We start from the raw sequence: 18,117 nt of genomic DNA, 5'->3' as shown, positions 1-18,117 counted from the left end.
ATACATTGGGGATGTCATGCTGCAAAAAACAGTCTATCTGGGAGTAATGTTGAGTGGGGCGATCTTACTCAGTGCCTGTGACTCATCTCAACAAAATAAAAATGCAGATGAGCAAACCTCTATTTTTCAGAAAGATCAGGCTGAAGTTTTACCTTATTTAAATATCAAACAACAAGCCGCAGCTATTGCTTTGCCTTTTTGTGAAAACAGAAATTGCATAGAGCTGGAAATTCAAACTTTAAATACCCAAGATGCATGGCTAAATGACTGGATTGCCAAAAATCAGGCCATGGTGATTCAAGATCAAATTGGCTTAAAGCAAAATATGAGTTTGCAGCAAGCGGTAGATGCTTATGTGAAAAAATCTGATGCATGGCAGGCAGCACTGGCACAAAATAAAGCCTATGAATTGGCGATGTACACTCGAATTGCCTATCAGCGTAATCAGTATGTATTGTTACAGGTTGGGGTAGATACCCAGCAAGAAGGTACGCACATTAAAGAGCGTTATTATTTCTTTGTGGCAGACCGCAAACAGCAAAAAGCTTTATCTGTTTTAGATGTAATTGATCCTAAGCAACAAACTAAGATGCATACCTTTGTGCAGCAGGCCTATCAAGACTGGTTGAAAGAACAGAGCAGCGAAATACAAAACAATGCGCCAGAAAAACTATATTGGGGGCAGGCAGACTGGTTTTTTGATGATCAAGGCTTAGGTTTGCATTACCGTACCCATGAAATTGTGCAAGATGGACCACAGTTTGATATTTACCTAAGCAAAGCACAAACACAACAAGTTTTAAAAGCAGAAATCTACCCATCTATGTTTTAGTAGGTTTTAGTAGAGAGTGATTATAAGCAGCAACACGTACCTATGATTGGGTCACGTATATGCTCATCAAAAAAAGGTTGTATTCATGTTGAAACATAAAACGATATTAACGGTCAGTATTTTAATTGCAACTTTAGGGGTCACAGCGTGTCAGCCTAAAAAAACTGAGCCAGAAACGGCTGAGCCAAGTCAAACAGAAGTTGAACAGCAAAGTTTAAAACTCGTGGGTGATACTGAAAAACTGAACTTGGCATTGCCACAATGTGAGGGCAAGAATTGCCCTGAAATGACTATTGAGCGTTTAAACAGTAATCAGGCATTTATTGATCATTTTATTGATCAGCAAATTATTAAAGAACTCTCGCAAATATTGACGATTGCACCAAAACAGGCTGCTTCAGAAGCATCAGCCGCACAGGCAGCAGAAGTGGCTGCAGCAAGTACTGCTGAAGCACCTGCTAGTAACCCAACAGCCGCCGCAATTGCTCAAGTAGAAACTTTGGCACAAAAACTGGAAAAGCAAACAGTGCCGTATGTGCAAAGTTTTTTAATGCTTGATCAGGAGCTGAAAGCCCTCAGCTCGAATCATAAAATCAGTTTGATGATTAAGCCTAAAATTCTGAATGCAGATCAACCCTTAGCAACGGTAGTGTTAAATAGCAGTAGCTATTTAGGCGGAGCGCATGGTACATCGGCGCAGCAGTATTATAATTTTGATTTAGAAAAGAAAAAATTAGTCACATTGAATGACATTTTGTTAGATCAGCAGCGCCCACAATTAGAAGGTAAAGCCTATGAGGCATTTAAAAACTGGGTGATCGAATCTGAATTGTCTACCAACGTGAAGGAATATGAGCAGGCGTGGAAATTTAAACTGTCTGATAATTATTACCTAGGCCAACAAGGACTGATTTTGCAATATGCAGAATATGAAATTGGGCCTTATGTGGTAGGGTTGCCACGTTTGACCATTCCTTATGCAGATTTACAGGGTATTTTAAAAACTGCTTACTTGCCACAAGCTGAAACACAGCCTGCAGCGGCAAGTGAAGCCGCAAGCAGTGATGCCCAAGCAAAGCCGAAGTCTTAATATGAACCTCCCGCTATTTGATACGCATACCCATTTTGATGTTGCCGATTTTGATGCTGATCGGGAGCAATTGGCGTATGCGGCCAAGGCTGCGGGGGTAGAACATTTAGTACTGATTGGTTTTGTGCAATCACGCTTTCAGGATTTGATTACAACCCAGCAGTATTTGAATCAACTTGATCAGGCGCCACGTAGTCATTTGGCGCCTGGGCTGCATCCGTTTTATATCGAACAGCATCAGCGTCAGCATTTACACGATTTGGAGCAAATTTTACAACAGCAACATTGTATTGCTGTGGGGGAAATTGGTTTAGATACTTTTTTAGCTGAACATAAACACGCTGAGGAATTTCAAAAACAGCAAGATTTTTTTACAGCCCAATTGGAAATTGCCCGTCATTGGCAAAAGCCTGTATTGCTACATATCCGTAAAGCGCATGCCGATGTATTAAAAATTTTAAAACAACAACAGTTTAAACTTGGCGGCATCGCTCATGCTTTTAGTGGTGGGGTCGAAGAGGCGAAAGCCCTGATCAAACTGGGTTTTAAAATTGGTGTGACAGGACAGATCACTAACCCTAATGCAAAAAAACTGCGTCGTGTTGTACAAGAAATTGGTGTTGAGCATTTGGTTTTGGAAACCGACTGTCCCGACATGACGCCATTATGTTGCCAAACCGATACTCAAACCCGTACCCGCAATACGCCTGCCAACTTGATCTATGTGCTTGAAGGTTTAGCGGCTTGTTTGAATATCTCACCACAAGCGCTAGCTGAACAGCTTTGGCAAAATACATTTCAGGTTTTAGATGTGCGTGAAACAACACCCAAGCCCTGAAACACAGTAAAATGCCCCTACCTTGAAACTATATTTGATGAGCGCATGACTGACCTTCTTCAAGATGACGAATATGAACGCCGTTTTGCAGGCGTTGCCAAAATTTATGGTGACAGTGCATTTCAACATTATGCGCATAGTCATGTGATGGTCATTGGTATTGGCGGGGTTGGTTCTTGGGCGGTCGAGGCCTTAGCGCGTACAGGCATAGGTGAGCTGACTTTGGTCGATATGGATGTGGTCGCAGCATCGAACATTAACCGTCAGTTACCTGCCATGAGTTCGACCTTAGGACATGAAAAAATTAATGTGATGGCAGAGCGTTGTCGTTCGATTAATCCACGCATCAAAATTAATTTAGTGGATGATTACTTAACCCCTGACAACGTCAAAGTGTTATTGGCAACGGCCCCTGACTTGGTGTTGGATTGCATCGATGATGTTAAAGCTAAACTGGCGTTAATGTTGCATTGCCGTTTTAACAAGATACCGCTTATTGTGTCGGGTGGTGCAGGTGGGAAGCTTGATCCACTTAAAATTCGGGTAGCAGATTTATCTAAAACCGAACAAGACCCAATGCTGGCTAAATTGCGTGCCCAATTACGCAGCAAAGGCATTTGTAAAAAGCCAAAAGAAAAGTTTGGCATTACCTGCGTGTATTCTATAGATAATCCATTTTCCAGCGCAGATGTTTGCCCAAGTGCAGGCTTACGTTGCGGTGGTTATGGTTCGGCTGTGGTGGTTACGTCCAGTTTTGCAATGGTGGCTGTGACTGAAGTGCTGAAAAAACTGGATGCACTGCACAGCAAAAAATAGGCAGAACACCTGCCATGATGGGCGTATTCAGCATGATCTTTTACAACGATGTCTTGCTAAAAGTATGAATTGAAATTTATTCTGCCTGAAGCGACTGCTGCTCTTTTAAATAGGCTTCTGTACGTTGCATGGCCGCCTGAATATTGGCTAGCGCATTTTCGACATCGGCAAAGGTTTTGGCGTTGCCACCACTTAAGGCCTGACGCCATTTTCGTGCACCAGGTAAGTTTTGGAATAAACCCAAAATATGGCGGGTAATCACAGATAGGGGAGCACCTTGTTGTAAGCGTTGCTCAATGTACGGCAACATTTGCTGCATAATTTCAAAACGATCAGGCTGTTCGAGATTCCATAATTGGCCAAGTTCTGCCAATAAATATGGATTGTGATATGCCTCACGTCCAATCATCACCCCATCGACATGCTGTAAATGCGCCTGAGTTTCTGTAAAGGTTTTAATTCCGCCATTAATTTCAATGAATAAGTCAGGGCGGTCTTGTTTTAAGCGGTAGACATCTTCATAGCGCAGGGGCGGAACTTCACGGTTTTCTTTAGGCGATAGACCTTGCAGCAAAGCAATCCGTGCATGCACAATAAAATGAGTACAGCCTGTTTGTGCAACAGTATCGACAAAATGCAGCATTTCTTCATAAGAGTGCATATCATCAATGCCAATACGGTGTTTGACTGTCACAGGAATGTCCACCACTTGACGCATCGCGGCAATACATTCAGCCACTAAATCAGGCTCTGCCATTAAGCAGGCACCAATTTTATTGTTTTGTACCCGATCACTTGGGCAGCCGACATTTAGGTTGATTTCATCATAGCCCCAGTCTTGCGCCATTTTGCTGCAGCTTGCTAAATCCTGAGGGTTTGAGCCACCTAGTTGCAACACAATTGGATGTTCTTCTTTGCTGTAATCGAGGTGACGTTTGGCATCTCCAAATAAGATGGCGCCTGTTGTGACCATTTCGGTGTATAGCACAATGTTTGGATTAAACAAGCGTGCAAAAAAACGATAATCACGAGTAGTCCAATCCATCATAGGTGCAACGGATATACGAGGCTGTAAATTTTGGATGGCACGCGTCATAACACACCTGACTGGAAGAGCAAAGATAAGCCGCGCATTATACGGGGTTTGAGCAAAAATCGACAGCGCTAGCGTAGCATCCTAATAAGGGGGTATTTTGAGACTGTAGCGCCTAATAAAAGGATACAAGAAAGCGAAGCGACTGAACGATTGGGTATTTGTATCCTTTAACTTTTTTTAGTATGTTGAAAAGATAACGATAAAGCGGCATAAGAGGGATAAGAGGGATAATAATATGCTGGTTTTAGAAGAAATTTATCGAACCAAGAAAAACGAGTTTTCTGCTGCCTTTAATTTACGCATGCAGCGCAGTTTGAGTTGGTGGAAAAAAGCCATTGCTTTGCATGATGATATTGATTTGCAATTTATGAGCACTTGGGTAGCGCTGAATGCCTTATACGCACAAGGGAAAGCGGCAGAGCAAGAACAACAGACCTTACAGCAGTTTGCATTTAGAGTTTATCAAAAAGATGTTGATCAGCGGATTTCTAGAATTTTGTGGGAAAAGCATCCACAAAGTTTGGAGGTTTTACTGACTAATCCGTATTTGTGTCAAAGTTTTTGGGATTGGCGCAATCAAAAAATCAGCGAAGGTACCTGGCGTACAGATTTTGAATCGGAAAAACAGCACATCATGCAGGCTTTGCATACCCACGATTCAGCCAGTATTTTAAGCTTTGTGTTCAAGCGCTTATCGACTTTGCATCAACAACTCGTGCAAGGCGGTGCAACGTATAATAGTGCAATTAACCGCAAACAGCTCAGTCATGCCAGTCTTTTACTTTCGGCATTACTGCCGTGTTTTATCCAAATTCTATTGGAGAATGTTGAAAGTTTAGAATGGAATGAGTGGAGTCAGCCTTTTTATCCTGTGATGCAAATGTCCTAAACTGGATGGTTGTCGTCAGTCACTTTAAGCTTCTGCAAGATGCTTGCGCTGATGCGTGTGATCAAGCAGGGCAAAGCACATTGCGGCTGCAACAAAACACAGTCCAACCATACAGCTCCATAGCCAGCCGCCTTGCTGCCATGCGTAAATCCCTAAAGCGGAACCGCAGGCACCACCTGTAAAATAACTGGTCATATAGACTGAATTGATACGTGATTTGGCATCTGGGCGTAAGCGGAAAATAATATTTTGATTGCTGCTATGCACAGTCGCTAAGCCAAGGTTAATCAAGCCAAAACCTAAAATATAACTCCACAGTTGGAATTGACCAAAGTAGAGAAATATCCAGCTGATACCGAGCAAGGTTAAGCCGCCCCAAGTCAGCGCTGTGACATAGCCGCGATCTGCAATTTTACCCACTTGTTTGGTCGAAAGTGCGCCAAATACTCCGACCAAAGCCACAATGCCGACCATGACATCGGCTAAGCCAAAACTAGATTTGAGTAATACGGCAATGGTGGAAAATAAAACACTCATCGCAGCAAAAGCAAAAGCCCCGAGTAATGCACGATACACCAAGCGGCGTTCTTCTAAAATCAGTCGGCCCATGGACTGAAATACTGCAAAGTAGCTGAGTTTGCTGGTAGAAATAAAAGGCAAACGTGCTTTAAGTACCGCAGCAATACACAACATGAATATCCCGCTGAGCAGATAAATCACTTTCCAGTGAAATAAATTAGATAGCAAGCCTGCTAAACTGGTCGAAAGTAAAATACCGACCAATAAACCACTCATCAGCAAACCAACAACTTCTCCCATTTTTTCAGGTTTTACGGTCATGGTCGCAAAAGGAATTAATACTTGTGCCGCCACAGAGAATAGCCCTGTGATGATGGTGCCAATCCAAAGCATGCTTAAATTGCTAGAAAAGGCACACAAAAATAAACCTACCGATGCCAAGAACATGAGCAAGGGGATGAACTTGGTTTTATTGACAATATCGCCCATCGGTACAATAAACAGTAAGCCGAGTGCATAAGAGACTTGTGCAAATGTCACAGTCAGTGCAACTTGTGACTGTGGAATTTGAAAAGATTGATGAATGGAGTAAATCAGAGGTTGGCAATAATAATTTGCACCTGCACATAAACCGCAGGCAATCGCCATTAACCATAAAAGGGTTTTGTCTTGGCTAATGTCAGGTGCAGTATTCATAGTCTTCCTAGCTTATAAGGCAGTGTGATGCTGTGAGTAAATAGGATGCTGTTTGAGTTTGAGCAATAAAAAATCGGTGAGTATCCTAAACTTTGTGGTGATGTTTTAAGTCTTTAATGTGAAAACTTGTTTTTGGACAATGTAATCATCATCACCCCTATAATATTCAGCAGACAGCCCAACCATTGTATGCCATTCAGGTGCTCACCTAAAAATGCTGTCGCCAATAAAATCGTTAAAATGGGGCCAATTGAGGCAATCATAGCTGATTGTGCTGCACCTAAACGGGCGATGCTGTGCGCCATTAACAAGGTAGGCAGTACTGTCACAAAAATGCCCAAGGCAACGCCGTAGCCCAGTACCTGTAATGGCAGCTGCTGAATCAAAGCTAGAGGATGCGGTGTGGCCAAGCAGTAATGAACCAAGGTACCTAAGCAGGCAATGCTTAAAGCCAAGCCTGTAAAATTCCATGAGCCAAAATGTTGAATCAATCGTCGAGTCAGCAGCAAATAACCCGCAAAACATACCGCACTGGCAAAGACTAAACTGCTGCCTAGCCAAAAGTATGAGTCGTGTGGTGTGTTACTTTGTTCTTGTAGCATCACAATGACTGTGCCGCCATAACTCAGAGCAATGGCAAGTAAACTCAGCCAGCTGAGTTTTTGTTTATAGATCAGGCTAGACGCCAATACAGTCAGAGTTGGATATAAAAAAAGAATAATCCGTTCTAATGATGCGCTAATGAACATCAACCCTAAAAAGTCTAACCAGCTAGAAAAGTAATAGCCGATCAAACCTGAAAAAATCAGCAGTAGCCAATTGCCTTTGGAAATGTTGCGGCTGTGCTGACGGTTGAACCAGCAAATCAACAGAAAAAACGGCAAGGCACTGGCCATACGTAAAGCCATGAGCACAGTGGCATCGACCAATGGCGAAAGTGCATAAGCCTGTTTAATAAAAATCGCTTTGGTGCTGAACAAAAATGCAGCGAATAGCGCAAAGATGGACCCCCATTGCGTGGCATTAAGTTTGATCATGGCAAAAGCTAAAGTGAGGGATGAATGTAAAGTACGATAAAAAGAGTTGAGTGATCCTGCATAGGATTTAAAGCAGCCAGTGTGGCAGGAAAAATCAACAACTAAGCATAGCGGATTTTGTGTGAAGGGTCTGCTTTAAAACATCGAAATTAAGTGAAAAGTAAAATAGATTGTGGTTGCACGATAATAGTGCAAAAACTTTTAAAATATTACAAAACACACAAAATCCATCATCAGAAAAAATGATGTTTAAAAAAATTCAAAAAAATAATAGCGGTCAACTTAGACATACACTGAATAAATTTACAGAGGGTTTAAAAGTTTTGCTGCTGCCACTTTTAGATTTTATTGATAAGGCAAAGGTTGGTATTTGTAAGGTTTTAATGGGGAGGTATAGGCTCTAAATTAGTACGTATAGCGAGCGATAAAATTTGTCAGAAAAGTCAATTTGGCATTGAAGTTTTAAGTTTTAGCGGTCAAATGTATAGATATATGATCTTTTGGGTCTAAGTCGGATTTTCCCAATTTAGCCAAATGCATGTCAGAATGATCAATGCAAAATTCATTTAAATGTGATGAACTGCTAACTCAAAACTGCTGTGCTGTCGTTTTGATCCTGCCAAATACGGTTATTGCTGAATAATTAGACTTATATTAAAGAAGCAAAACCTATCAATTATATCTCGCAACAATATTTTTATGAATCATCAGTTCAAAATATGGGTATTTATTAAATAAATATTGGGTGGTAATTTAAAAATGTTGCATTAGAATCCAAAAATTCAACAAAACTTATCCTGAGGGGAAAGCATCGTTATCCACGATGTTGACTTAAGAAAAACTAGCTTGAGGGACGCTCATGCAGATCGGAATTCCAACCGAAACTGTTGTCGGTGAAAATCGTGTCGCTGCGACGCCAGAAACAGTAAAGAAGTTGATTAGCGCGGGTCATAGCGTAGTCATTGAACGTGGTGCGGGTGTTAAAGCCGCTTATATCGACAGTGCTTATGAACAAGTGGGTGCAAGCCTGACAGATGATGCTTATCGTGGCAGTCAAATGATTTTGAAAGTTCGTGCCCCGAAGGGTGATGAAATTCAGAAATTGGCACCGAATAGCACTGTCGTGGCGATGTTTGATCCTTACCGCAATACTGAATTAGATCAGTTTGCTGCGGCTCAGGTGTCTGCATTTGCGTTAGAGCTTTTGCCGCGTACTTTGTCACGTGCACAAAATATGGATGTGTTGTCATCACAAGCCAACTTGGCAGGCTATAAGTCAGTGTTGTTGGCTGCAGCAGAATACCAACGCATGTTCCCAATGTTAATGACGGCTGCGGGTACTGTAAAACCTGCACGTGTTGTGATCATGGGTGTGGGCGTTGCAGGTCTGCAAGCCATTGCAACGGCAAAACGTCTAGGTGCGGTAGTAGAAGCAACTGACTTGCGTCCAACTGCGAAAGATCAGGTAGAGTCTTTAGGCGGTAAATGGCTAGACGTGCCAATGTCTGAAGAAGAACAGCAAAAAGCTGCAGATGCTGCCAAAAATGGCTACGGCTGGATGCCAGGTGAACAATACATTAAAGATCAAGCTGTTATTGTAGATAAAGCTGTTTCTAATGCTGATATTGTGATTACCACGGCATTATTGCCTGGTCGTGATGCACCACGTTTAATCAAAGCTGAAACTGTTGCGAAGATGAAACCGGGTTCAGTCATTTTAGATATGGCAGTAGAAACAGGCGGTAACGTCGAAGGTTCACAATGTGGTGAAACTGTTGTGACTGCCAATGGTGTGAAAATTTTGGGTATCCCAAACATTCCATCTACAGTGTCGACTGAAGCCTCTGCACTTTATGCACGTAATGTATTGAATTTTGTTGAAACATTATTTGATAACGACAAGAACTTTGCACTGAATCCTGAAGAAGAAATTCAGAAAGCATTGCTGGTGACCCATAACGGTCAAGTACTGTTAAAGCGTGGTTAAGGAGAACTCTCATGGTTGAAACAATTACGATTTTTGTCCTTGCCATTTTCGTAGGTTACTACGTGGTTTGGGGCGTAACGCCTGCATTGCATACGCCTCTTATGGCGGTAACCAATGCGCTGTCTTCGATCATTATCGTGGGTGCGATGATTCAAACTGTTGGCTTACCAATGGTGGGTGTAGAAGGTAGTGTCGATTTTCAAACCATTAACGTGGTGAGTGTGCTGGGTGCTATTGCTGTGTTCTTGGCAAGTATCAATATTTTTGGTGGTTTCGCAGTAACGGCACGTATGCTGGAAATGTTCAAACCAAAAGCAAAGAAAAAAGAGGGCTAATGCATGGAATTTATTCGTGAATATGCAGACTGGTTCTATTTAATCGGGGCTGTACTTTTTATCTTAACGCTTCGTGGTTTGTCTGGTCCAAAAACAGCAATTGCAGGTAACCGCTACGGCATGATCGCCATGGCAATTGCCGTATTGACCACATTCTTTGTGGCAGATAATCCAGTGGTTTGGATGATCGTAGGTGCTATGGTTTTAGGTGCAATTGTTGGTATTGCTCGCGCACGTACTGTTCCTATGACTCAAATGCCTGAAACAGTTGCACTGATGCACTCTTTGGTGGGTTTAGCAGCAGTTTTAATTGCCATTGCTGCAATTATTCATAACAACAAGTTGGTGGAATTAGGTCCAGACCTGTTGGCTGCAAATGGTATTAATTTCCATGAAATGAGCAAAGTTCATTTATTTGAATTGTTTGTGGGGTGTTTCGTGGGTGCAATTACCTTTACTGCATCTGTATTTGCGTACGGCAAGCTGGCTGCAAAGAAATGGGCAAAAACCATTTCAGGTGCATGGGTTAAACCTGTTCAAGCATTGATTTTCATTGCCATGTTAGGTTTTGGTATCCACTTCTTCTTGACTGGAAACATGACATCATTCTGGGCAATGACTGGTCTTGCACTTGCATTTGGTTGGGTATGGATTGCACCTGTAGGTGGTGGTGATATGCCAGTGGTGGTATCACTTCTCAACTCATTCTCAGGTTGGGCTGCAGCAGGGATTGGTTTCACACTTGAAAACAACATGCTGATTGTTGCGGGTTCACTTGTAGGTTCATCGGGTGCGATTCTGTCGTACATTATGTGTAAAGCGATGAATCGTTCAATCATCAACGTATTGTTTGGTGGTGCGATGGGTGGTGCAGCAGCACCGACTGCTGGCGCTGGTGAGCAAGTACAACGTAACTACCGCTCAGGTTCTGCAGATGATGCTGGCTTCTTGATGTCAAATGCTGACAGCGTAGTGATTGTACCAGGTTATGGTATGGCGCAAGGTCGTGCACAAAATGCAGTTAAAGAATTGGCTAACTTGCTGAAAGAACAAGGTGTAACTGTTCGCTTTGCGATTCACCCTGTGGCAGGTCGTATGCCAGGTCACATGAACGTATTACTTGCAGAAGCAGACGTACCATACGAAGACATCTTAGAAATGGATGAGATCAACTCAGATTTCCCAGCAACAGATGTAGTACTTGTTATTGGTGCGAATGACGTTGTGAACCCAGCAGCAAAAGACGATCCGAACTCGCCAATTTACGGTATGCCAATTCTTGAAGCGCATAAAGCACGTACCATTATGGTGATCAAGCGCTCAATGGCAACGGGTTATGCAGGTTTGGACAACGACTTGTTCTATAACGACAAGACCATGATGATCTTTGGTGATGCTAAGAAAGTTGTGGAAGATATGACGAAGTCAATCAACGGTACAGGTCACTAAGTGAACTGACTGATAAGAACCGCCTTCGGGCGGTTTTTTGTTCGTTGTATAAGAGAGTGTAAAAGAAAGCTAAAGATCATGCTTCGGAAAATTATCAGCGCACGGAGACCATCGTCAGTGGGTTAAGGTGGGACTTGTGTGGTGCAAATACGTAAGTTGGTTTGCATATGATTTTTTAAACACTGCACATAAAAAAGCGACTTATTTAAAGTCGCTTTTGCATATTTTCTTGGGTCTGTTTTGAAGCTTTAAAGATTAGGCAACCGATTCAGGTGTGGTACGCCATAAGCTTTCAAGGTCATAGAATTTACGTGCAGTTGGTAACATAAGATGTACCACAACAATGCCAAGATCAACCAAGATCCATTCAGCATCGCGTTCGCCTTCAATGCCGATTGGGCGGAAACCCGCTTTACGTGCTTCTTCAGCAACATTATCGGCAAGGGATTTAACATGACGCGTTGATGTGCCGCTGGCAATGACAATCGCATCTGCAACATTGCTGATGCTGCTGACATCAAGCTCAACAATTTCTTTGGCTTTTACATCGAGTAGTGCTTCATGTACAACTTGAAGGCAAGTTTGTACGTCATGCTTTGCGGTGTTCATTGCAAGATCGTGAGAATTAGAAGCGCCGGGCGATGGTTCTAAATTCATGGGGTGTATAATTTCCTAAAATTATTCATCGTCTAATATAGCCGTTTTGGCCTAAAAATTCAAATCGCACCGATTTTAACCATTTTGTTGTGCCGGAAAAAACTTGTCTTTCCACGCAAATGATTGATTTGATGTTAAACGTGGGCGATATTCGGCAGCGACATAACCTGCGTAATTACTTTGCGCTAACCATGCAAATAATGCGGTATAGTCCAAATGGCCTGTGTCAGGTTCATGGCGTCCTGGGTAGTCAGCAAATTGAATATGACCAATATCTTGCAAGTTTTCCTGTAGTGCGCTGAGCACATCTTCACCCATCATGGCCATGTGATAACAATCGAATTGCATTTTGAGTGCAGGGTGTTTGACAGCTTCTAACATTTCCTGAGCTTGGGCAATGTTCTGTACCAGAAAACGTGGCATATCTGTGCCATTGATCATTTCAAATACAGGTTGAATCTGGTGCTCAGTGAGCATGGAGCAAGCCAGTTTTAGATTTTCTGCCAGTGTGTTTAAGCAAGGTAACAAGTCTGCATCGGCAGGTTGTTTGCCTGCCAAAATATTCACACTTGGAACATTTAGGGCTTTGGCATAGGTAATGGCTTGTTCTAAGCCACGATGAAATTCAAGTTCTTTACCGGGTACCCCCGCTAAGCCATCGCCCCCTTGCATGAGGTCACCCGCAGGCACATTAATCAGACACAGGCTAAGCGCATGCAGCTGAAGTTGAGTTTGAATTTGTTCGATACTGAGCTCGTAGGGAAACTGAATTTCAACGTGCTGAAAACCATGTTGGCGAGCAAGGGCAAAGCGTTCAATTAATGGGACTTCGGTAAATATCATTGACAGATTAACCGCAAGTTTAGACATGCATAAGCTCCTTGCTCAGGAATGGTAATGAAAAAATTTAAGCTTCAACTTGGTAAATAATGCTGGCTAAATCTGCTTCGGCAAAACCTTTAGCCTGATGGGCTTGAAGCTGAGATAGAGCTTTTTGGGCAACAGGAATCTGCAGCTGAAACGCTGCGGCAAGTTGCACTGCATTATTTAAATCTTTAGACAGGGTTTGTACTTTCCATTGCACAGGTTCAAAACTGTGGGTGGCCATACGTGGGGTTAAAATCTGAAACGGTTTTGAATCGGCAAAACCACCTGCCAAAGCTGGGGCAAGTAGCTGTGTATCTACACCTGCTTGAGCAGCAAGGGCAACGGCTTCTGCAATTAAGGTACTATTTGCGGCAACAATCAATTGATTGCAAATTTTGGTGGCTTGTCCTGTTGCGGTTTCGCCCATGCGGGTCACACGTTGTGACAGCACCGCATAAATTGGGCTTAATTTTTCAATAGTGTTGGCATCGCCACCTGCAAAAATTACTAGCGTACCTTGTTCTGCTCCCGCGGTGCCACCAGATACAGGTGAGTCAATCCAAGTCACGTGTTTTTGCTTGGCTTGTTGTGCAAGGGCTTTGGTTTGTGCAACCGATAAGCTGGAAAAATCAACAATGACTTGTTGGGCAGTTAAGTACGGTTCAATTTGATCAAATACACTTTGAACTGCATGATCATCTGCTAAACAGGTCAAAATGACAGGGTATTGCCCGATCTCTTGCAGCTGAAGCAGTTTAGCACCTGCATTGATTAATGGTTCGCATGCAGCAGGACTGCGGTTCCATACTGCAACCTTATAACCTGCCTGAATTAAGCGGGTCGCCATGCGCGTGCCCATGAGTCCCATACCTAAAAAAGCGATTTGTGTGTCATGGTCAAAGTGCATAGCGAGTTCTCCTTTTTGCCTACATTACAAGCCCTTGATGAAATGTCAATCTCGCCTTTGGTCAAAGTAGGCAGCAGATTTTGCGATTAAAATTGACGTGGGGCAAAGCGTACTTCTGGATTTTTATCCTTTTTACGCGCCAATTGGCTATTTTTACCCAATAATAATTTTAATTGCCAAATTTTTTCTAAGCGTAAAGATTTTGCAGGTGTGTGTTCCATGGCATCCAATACTTGTTTGGCTGCTGCCAAAGCATCGGGAGAGCGCTGTGCAATTTCTTCGGCAAGCACTCGTGCTTGTTGTAATGGGTTCTCGGCAAGATGTGTCACTAAACCAATTTCTTTAGCATAGTTCGCATCAAAAATACGTGCGGTGAGGGTTAATTCTTTGGCAAGGTCTAAACCAATCAAACCTTTTAAAGAGCGGCTGAGTCCCATGTCTGGCACTAAGCCCCAGCGACTTTCCATGATCGACATTTGTGTATCGGGATGCGCAATACGAATGTCGGCAGCCAATGCCAGTTGCATGCCTGCGCCAAAACAATAACCTTGCATTGCTGCAATGACAGGTACAGGTAACTCTTGCCAAACCAAAAATGCTTTTTGGAATAGGCTTTGTCCTGGTTTAATCAGTTCCCAAGCTGCAAAAGCACGGTTTTGTGGATTGTTTAGGTCGGCTAAATCAATGCCTGCGCTAAAAACTTGTGCTTCGCCTGTTAAAATTACACAACGTAAGCTACGGTCTTTTTTCAGTTTTTCTGCGGTGCGTACCAATTCCTTGAGCAGGGCAAAGCTCATCGCATTGCGCTTGTCTGGACGGTTTAATGAAACGATTGCAATGCCATTATTTTTTTCAATACGAAGTAAGGTCATGTTGTGCACTCTTGTTTTGACTGGGCAAAGCATAGCATGCACAGACCCAAGATAAATGACAGCAGAGTCACGGCCAAAACGGTGGACTCTGCCTGAAATGATTCCTAAAAATCATGTGATGCTTTTTGTGAAACGTGTATTTAAAACGCTATTTTTGCTTTGACGAAATGCTATTCATCCCAGATTTACTACGAACCAGTTGCTGTGTGTTGAGCAAAAATATGTTCTGCTGCATGTTCCACTTGTTGGATGCAGGCTTTTAGCTCCTGATAACGATTCAGCACTTCCTGCACAAAGAGTTCGTCGGCTTTACGACGTTCCTTGCGCAAGGTCGATACAAACTGTTCAAATGAGCCCGTGACATCCTGCAGGTTTGGTGTGCCAACATAACGGGTTGCACCATATAGCCGATGCAATACGTGCTCGAGTTGCGGAAAATCTTCCAGTTCAATCAGTTGTTCCATTTCATTTAATTCGGTGGCAAAACTGTCGACCAGCATTTTTAGTAAATCTACTGCAAGGTCTTCTTTGTTGGCAGCGAGCATCAGACTTTGTTGCCAGTTCAGCACGTCTGGATCAAGTGCTTCAATTACAATGGCTTTATCAACCGCAGGCGGTTTATTAAAACTTTGCGTGGTCCAGTGGGTGAGAATCTGAATGATCTGCTCAATCTGAATCGGTTTGGTGACATAGTCATCCATGCCCACTTTCAGCAGTTTTTGTTTTTCATCGGCAAGTGCGTGTGCAGTCAGGGCAATAATTGGCAGACGTTTGTGATTTTCCAGTGTCGATTCTAAAGAACGGATCGCCCGGGTGGTGTCTACCCCAGACATAACAGGCATTTGAATGTCCATGAAAATCAAATCGAAAGGCTGTAATCCTTGCTCAATACGTTGTTGCAGAATATCTAAAGCCTCCTGACCACTTTGTGCCTTGGTGGTGGTGACGTTGAGTTCGCCCAATAAAGCTTCTAGAACAATCAGGTTTGGCAAGTGATCATCTACTGCCAAAATGTGCAAGCCTTTACCATCAAATGAAGTTGCATCAGGTTCGACAAAGTTGTGTTCATTGTTGAGTAATTGAATCAGCGCAGAACGACTGAGCGGTTGATACAAGGAGCGTGCACGGTACTCATTCAACACACTTGGGTCAATTGACATTTGATAGCCATAAACAGCCAAATTTCCCTGATAACGTGTGCGAATTTCTTTCAATAGCGCTTCGGTGTCACTGCTGTGATCCACAATTAACCAGGTATTGTCTTGCGTATTTGCTACATCTTTTAAGCGGCTGAATAAATCTAAAATAGAGGCTGTGTCAATGTGTTGCACTGCATAATTTTCTAGATAATGACGCAAAACATTGGCAGTAGCAGGGTGTGCCAAATATGACACCACTTGCACATCTTTAAAGCTCGGGTGCTGTTGCTCATGTGCTTCATCTACCGCAAACATGGCGGTAAACCAGAAGGTTGAGCCTTTTTCTGTTGGGGCACGTTCTTGATTGTCTTCAAAGCCAATTTGACCTTGCATTAAATGCACTAATTGCTTGGAAATCGCAAGGCCTAAGCCTGTACCACCAAACTGACGCGTGACTGAGGTATCGCCCTGAGAGAAAGATTCGAACAGCTTTTTGCGGTCTGTGCCGCTTAAACCAATGCCACTATCCTGTACGCTAAAGTGAATCAGGCATTGTCCAATATCGTCATGTTCCACGCGCGCACGTACAATAATTTCACCATCGGGTGTGAATTTAATCGCATTGGAAATCAGGTTGGTTAAAATTTGTTTAAAGCGTAAAGCATCACCCAACACATGCTGTGGTACGTTGTCGGCAAAGTAAAAAACCATGTTGATGTGCTTTTGCGCGGCCAACGGCGAGAGCATATCCATCACATCAAAAATAGCTTCTTCTAAATCAAAAGGCGCAGTATCCAGTTCCAGTTTACCGGCATCAATTTTGGAAAAATCCAAAACATCATTAATTAAAGCCAAAAGGTGCGCAGACGATTTACGAATGGTTTGTAAATACAAATTCTGCTCATTACTCAGGTTTTCCTGACGCAATAACAGGTGAATAAAGCCATCTATACTGTTCAGCGGGGTTCTGAGTTCGTGACTGATATTAGCCAAAAATACCGATTTGGATTGGTTGGCAGAAATCGCTTGGTCACGTGCTTGACGGTAGGTGATGTTCTGCACTTCTAAGGTGTCGAGGGTACGACGCAAGTCATCTTCAGTTTGTTCGGTATGTTCTTTGAGTTCCAAAAAGCTGAAATGCAGGCGTTTGACTACATTGGCAATATCACGCTGTAATAAACGCAGTTCACCCGTACTGTTAATCACCATGTGTTGATCAAGCGTATCGGCATTCAGACGTTGCAACTGCATGCGAATTTCATACATTGGCGCAATCCAGCGACGTGAATAGAAATTCAGACACAGCAATAACAGTAATAAGGTCAGTAAACCTGTGGCAATCAAGACAATCATGACCCGATAGCGGGCAATTTGTAGCGGTTGATTGTCTAGCTCAATCAATAACCATGCAGGTTGGTTGATGTCTTGCTGCACTTGCATGCCATAAACATGATTATTGTTATATAGAATTGGGCCAAAAAACTCGGCATTTTTTGGAAATTTTGGCCAGCCCGCTTGGTCTTGAAAGCCCATGCTTAAGCGTCGTGTACCTGTGGCATCAATCAGTGCAGTACGAATCAAATGCTTTTCGTTCATCATATTTTGCATATAAGAACGTGCTTCTTCGTACTTCCATGGAAAGCTAGATAATTGATGTAGGGCTGCTTCAGACGGTAATTCAAATCGGGTCAAAATCGCAATTGCCATTTGCCGCTGTTGTGCTTTGGCTGCATTAGAGGTTTCAGATAGAACCAACATGGTTCCAACACATGCCAAAATCATAATTGGCACAAAAATGAGCGCAATCAGCTGTCCATAAGCATGATTTAAGTGCAAGCGCTTAAATAACTTTTTGTTGATATTTGACATGGTTCATGCAGTTTAATCCTTATGCAAGGCAGTTTAGCATGCTTTATTTCGGCTGACTGTGTTTTCATCTGCTTCTGTGCTAGAGATGTCGATTTTCATGGATGCGTAGGTCATTTATAGAAGTTAAGTCGTGTGGATTTAAACGGTATTTGATGTGGTTGAAGCGATAAAAAATGAGTCAAAGCAATGAGGGGCCGCAACGATGTAAAGGAATGCATAAAT

At 42.8% G+C, this 18,117-nt stretch carries 17 protein-coding genes; 9 read left to right on the top strand and 8 right to left on the bottom strand.

Annotated elements, in window-relative coordinates; translation table 11 throughout:
• Positions 1-16 precede the first annotated feature (16 nt).
• The 4 genes from HHA43_RS01250 to HHA43_RS01235 all read left to right on the top strand — a co-directional run bounded on the left by HHA43_RS01250 (position 17) and on the right by HHA43_RS01235 (position 3,576).
• Entirely contained in the window at positions 17-832 is an 816-nt protein-coding gene (locus HHA43_RS01250; RefSeq protein ID WP_168541494.1) for a hypothetical protein, read from the top strand.
• 85 nt (positions 833-917) lie between these two features.
• Positions 918-1,922: an RsiV family protein gene (locus tag HHA43_RS01245; RefSeq protein ID WP_168541492.1), complete on the top strand. Its 1,005-nt coding sequence runs from the start codon at positions 918-920 to the stop codon at positions 1,920-1,922.
• A 1-nt stretch (position 1,923) separates the two neighbouring features.
• Complete coding sequence (locus HHA43_RS01240; protein ID WP_168417913.1) at positions 1,924-2,760, top strand: TatD family hydrolase; 837 nt, start codon at positions 1,924-1,926, stop codon at positions 2,758-2,760.
• A 45-nt stretch (positions 2,761-2,805) separates the two neighbouring features.
• On the top strand, positions 2,806-3,576 hold the full coding sequence (locus HHA43_RS01235) for a ThiF family adenylyltransferase (RefSeq protein ID WP_168417914.1): 771 nt from the start codon (positions 2,806-2,808) through the stop codon (positions 3,574-3,576).
• 76 nt (positions 3,577-3,652) lie between these two features.
• On the opposite strand, the gene dusA is transcribed toward HHA43_RS01235, so the two are convergent.
• Complete coding sequence (gene dusA, locus HHA43_RS01230) at positions 3,653-4,672, bottom strand: tRNA dihydrouridine(20/20a) synthase DusA (protein ID WP_168541490.1); 1,020 nt, start codon at positions 4,670-4,672, stop codon at positions 3,653-3,655.
• A gap of 235 nt (positions 4,673-4,907) precedes the next feature.
• Here dusA and HHA43_RS01225 point away from each other — a divergent pair, with 235 nt between their 5' ends.
• Positions 4,908-5,561: a hypothetical protein gene (locus HHA43_RS01225; RefSeq protein ID WP_168541488.1), complete on the top strand. Its 654-nt coding sequence runs from the start codon at positions 4,908-4,910 to the stop codon at positions 5,559-5,561.
• Positions 5,562-5,585: 24 nt separating this feature from the next.
• Here the strand turns inward: HHA43_RS01225 and HHA43_RS01220 are convergent, their stop codons facing one another.
• Both HHA43_RS01220 and HHA43_RS01215 read right to left on the bottom strand, forming a co-directional pair.
• Positions 5,586-6,776 carry an MFS transporter gene (locus tag HHA43_RS01220; RefSeq protein ID WP_168541486.1) on the bottom strand — a complete coding sequence of 397 codons (1,191 nt, stop codon included), beginning with the start codon at positions 6,774-6,776 and terminating at the stop codon, positions 5,586-5,588.
• Positions 6,777-6,889: 113 nt separating this feature from the next.
• Positions 6,890-7,813, bottom strand: a complete 924-nt coding sequence (locus HHA43_RS01215; protein WP_168419153.1) for a DMT family transporter — start codon at positions 7,811-7,813, stop codon at positions 6,890-6,892.
• 176 nt (positions 7,814-7,989) lie between these two features.
• Here HHA43_RS01215 and HHA43_RS01210 point away from each other — a divergent pair, with 176 nt between their 5' ends.
• From HHA43_RS01210 to HHA43_RS01195, 4 genes are all read left to right on the top strand, one after another.
• Positions 7,990-8,217: a hypothetical protein gene (locus tag HHA43_RS01210; protein WP_168541484.1), complete on the top strand. Its 228-nt coding sequence runs from the start codon at positions 7,990-7,992 to the stop codon at positions 8,215-8,217.
• 455 nt (positions 8,218-8,672) lie between these two features.
• Positions 8,673-9,800 (top strand): Re/Si-specific NAD(P)(+) transhydrogenase subunit alpha, encoded by a 1,128-nt coding sequence (locus HHA43_RS01205; protein ID WP_168419151.1) that lies wholly within the window; start codon positions 8,673-8,675, stop codon positions 9,798-9,800.
• A gap of 11 nt (positions 9,801-9,811) precedes the next feature.
• Entirely contained in the window at positions 9,812-10,135 is a 324-nt protein-coding gene (locus HHA43_RS01200; RefSeq protein WP_168419150.1) for a proton-translocating transhydrogenase family protein, read from the top strand.
• Positions 10,136-10,138: 3 nt separating this feature from the next.
• A complete protein-coding gene (locus HHA43_RS01195) occupies positions 10,139-11,584 on the top strand; it encodes an NAD(P)(+) transhydrogenase (Re/Si-specific) subunit beta (protein WP_168419149.1) in 1,446 nt (481 codons plus the stop codon).
• Positions 11,585-11,839: 255 nt separating this feature from the next.
• Here HHA43_RS01195 and rsfS read toward each other — a convergent pair whose 3' ends face one another.
• The 5 genes from rsfS to HHA43_RS01170 form a co-directional block, all read right to left on the bottom strand.
• Entirely contained in the window at positions 11,840-12,241 is a 402-nt protein-coding gene (gene rsfS / locus HHA43_RS01190; protein WP_168419147.1) for a ribosome silencing factor, read from the bottom strand.
• 75 nt (positions 12,242-12,316) lie between these two features.
• Positions 12,317-13,111, bottom strand: a complete 795-nt coding sequence (locus HHA43_RS01185; RefSeq protein WP_168460014.1) for a hydroxypyruvate isomerase family protein — start codon at positions 13,109-13,111, stop codon at positions 12,317-12,319.
• 37 nt (positions 13,112-13,148) lie between these two features.
• A complete protein-coding gene (locus HHA43_RS01180) occupies positions 13,149-14,015 on the bottom strand; it encodes an NAD(P)-dependent oxidoreductase (RefSeq protein ID WP_168419145.1) in 867 nt (288 codons plus the stop codon).
• Between the two features lie 86 nt (positions 14,016-14,101).
• Positions 14,102-14,887, bottom strand: a complete 786-nt coding sequence (locus tag HHA43_RS01175) for a crotonase/enoyl-CoA hydratase family protein (protein ID WP_168541482.1) — start codon at positions 14,885-14,887, stop codon at positions 14,102-14,104.
• A gap of 188 nt (positions 14,888-15,075) precedes the next feature.
• The gene (locus tag HHA43_RS01170; protein ID WP_168541480.1) at positions 15,076-17,895 is read right to left on the bottom strand and encodes an ATP-binding protein; all 2,820 of its coding nucleotides are present in this window, start codon (positions 17,893-17,895) and stop codon (positions 15,076-15,078) included.
• Positions 17,896-18,117: the final 222 nt, after the last annotated feature.

Source organism: Acinetobacter sp. A2, from assembly GCF_012371325.1.
Lineage (GTDB): Bacteria > Pseudomonadota > Gammaproteobacteria > Pseudomonadales > Moraxellaceae > Acinetobacter.
This window is presented reverse-complemented; position numbering and strand designations above follow the sequence as displayed.

Coding starts and splice junctions, on each gene's coding strand:
- HHA43_RS01250 (WP_168541494.1), top strand. CDS start 17: ATGCTGCAAAAAACAGTCTATCTGGGAGTAATGTTGAGTGGGGCGATC.
- HHA43_RS01245 (WP_168541492.1), top strand. CDS start 918: ATGTTGAAACATAAAACGATATTAACGGTCAGTATTTTAATTGCAACT.
- HHA43_RS01240 (WP_168417913.1), top strand. CDS start 1,924: ATGAACCTCCCGCTATTTGATACGCATACCCATTTTGATGTTGCCGAT.
- HHA43_RS01235 (WP_168417914.1), top strand. CDS start 2,806: ATGACTGACCTTCTTCAAGATGACGAATATGAACGCCGTTTTGCAGGC.
- dusA (WP_168541490.1), bottom strand. CDS start 4,672: ATGACGCGTGCCATCCAAAATTTACAGCCTCGTATATCCGTTGCACCT.
- HHA43_RS01225 (WP_168541488.1), top strand. CDS start 4,908: ATGCTGGTTTTAGAAGAAATTTATCGAACCAAGAAAAACGAGTTTTCT.
- HHA43_RS01220 (WP_168541486.1), bottom strand. CDS start 6,776: ATGAATACTGCACCTGACATTAGCCAAGACAAAACCCTTTTATGGTTA.
- HHA43_RS01215 (WP_168419153.1), bottom strand. CDS start 7,813: ATGATCAAACTTAATGCCACGCAATGGGGGTCCATCTTTGCGCTATTC.
- HHA43_RS01205 (WP_168419151.1), top strand. CDS start 8,673: ATGCAGATCGGAATTCCAACCGAAACTGTTGTCGGTGAAAATCGTGTC.
- HHA43_RS01200 (WP_168419150.1), top strand. CDS start 9,812: ATGGTTGAAACAATTACGATTTTTGTCCTTGCCATTTTCGTAGGTTAC.
- HHA43_RS01195 (WP_168419149.1), top strand. CDS start 10,139: ATGGAATTTATTCGTGAATATGCAGACTGGTTCTATTTAATCGGGGCT.
- rsfS (WP_168419147.1), bottom strand. CDS start 12,241: ATGAATTTAGAACCATCGCCCGGCGCTTCTAATTCTCACGATCTTGCA.
- HHA43_RS01185 (WP_168460014.1), bottom strand. CDS start 13,111: ATGTCTAAACTTGCGGTTAATCTGTCAATGATATTTACCGAAGTCCCA.
- HHA43_RS01180 (WP_168419145.1), bottom strand. CDS start 14,015: ATGCACTTTGACCATGACACACAAATCGCTTTTTTAGGTATGGGACTC.
- HHA43_RS01175 (WP_168541482.1), bottom strand. CDS start 14,887: ATGACCTTACTTCGTATTGAAAAAAATAATGGCATTGCAATCGTTTCA.
- HHA43_RS01170 (WP_168541480.1), bottom strand. CDS start 17,895: ATGTCAAATATCAACAAAAAGTTATTTAAGCGCTTGCACTTAAATCAT.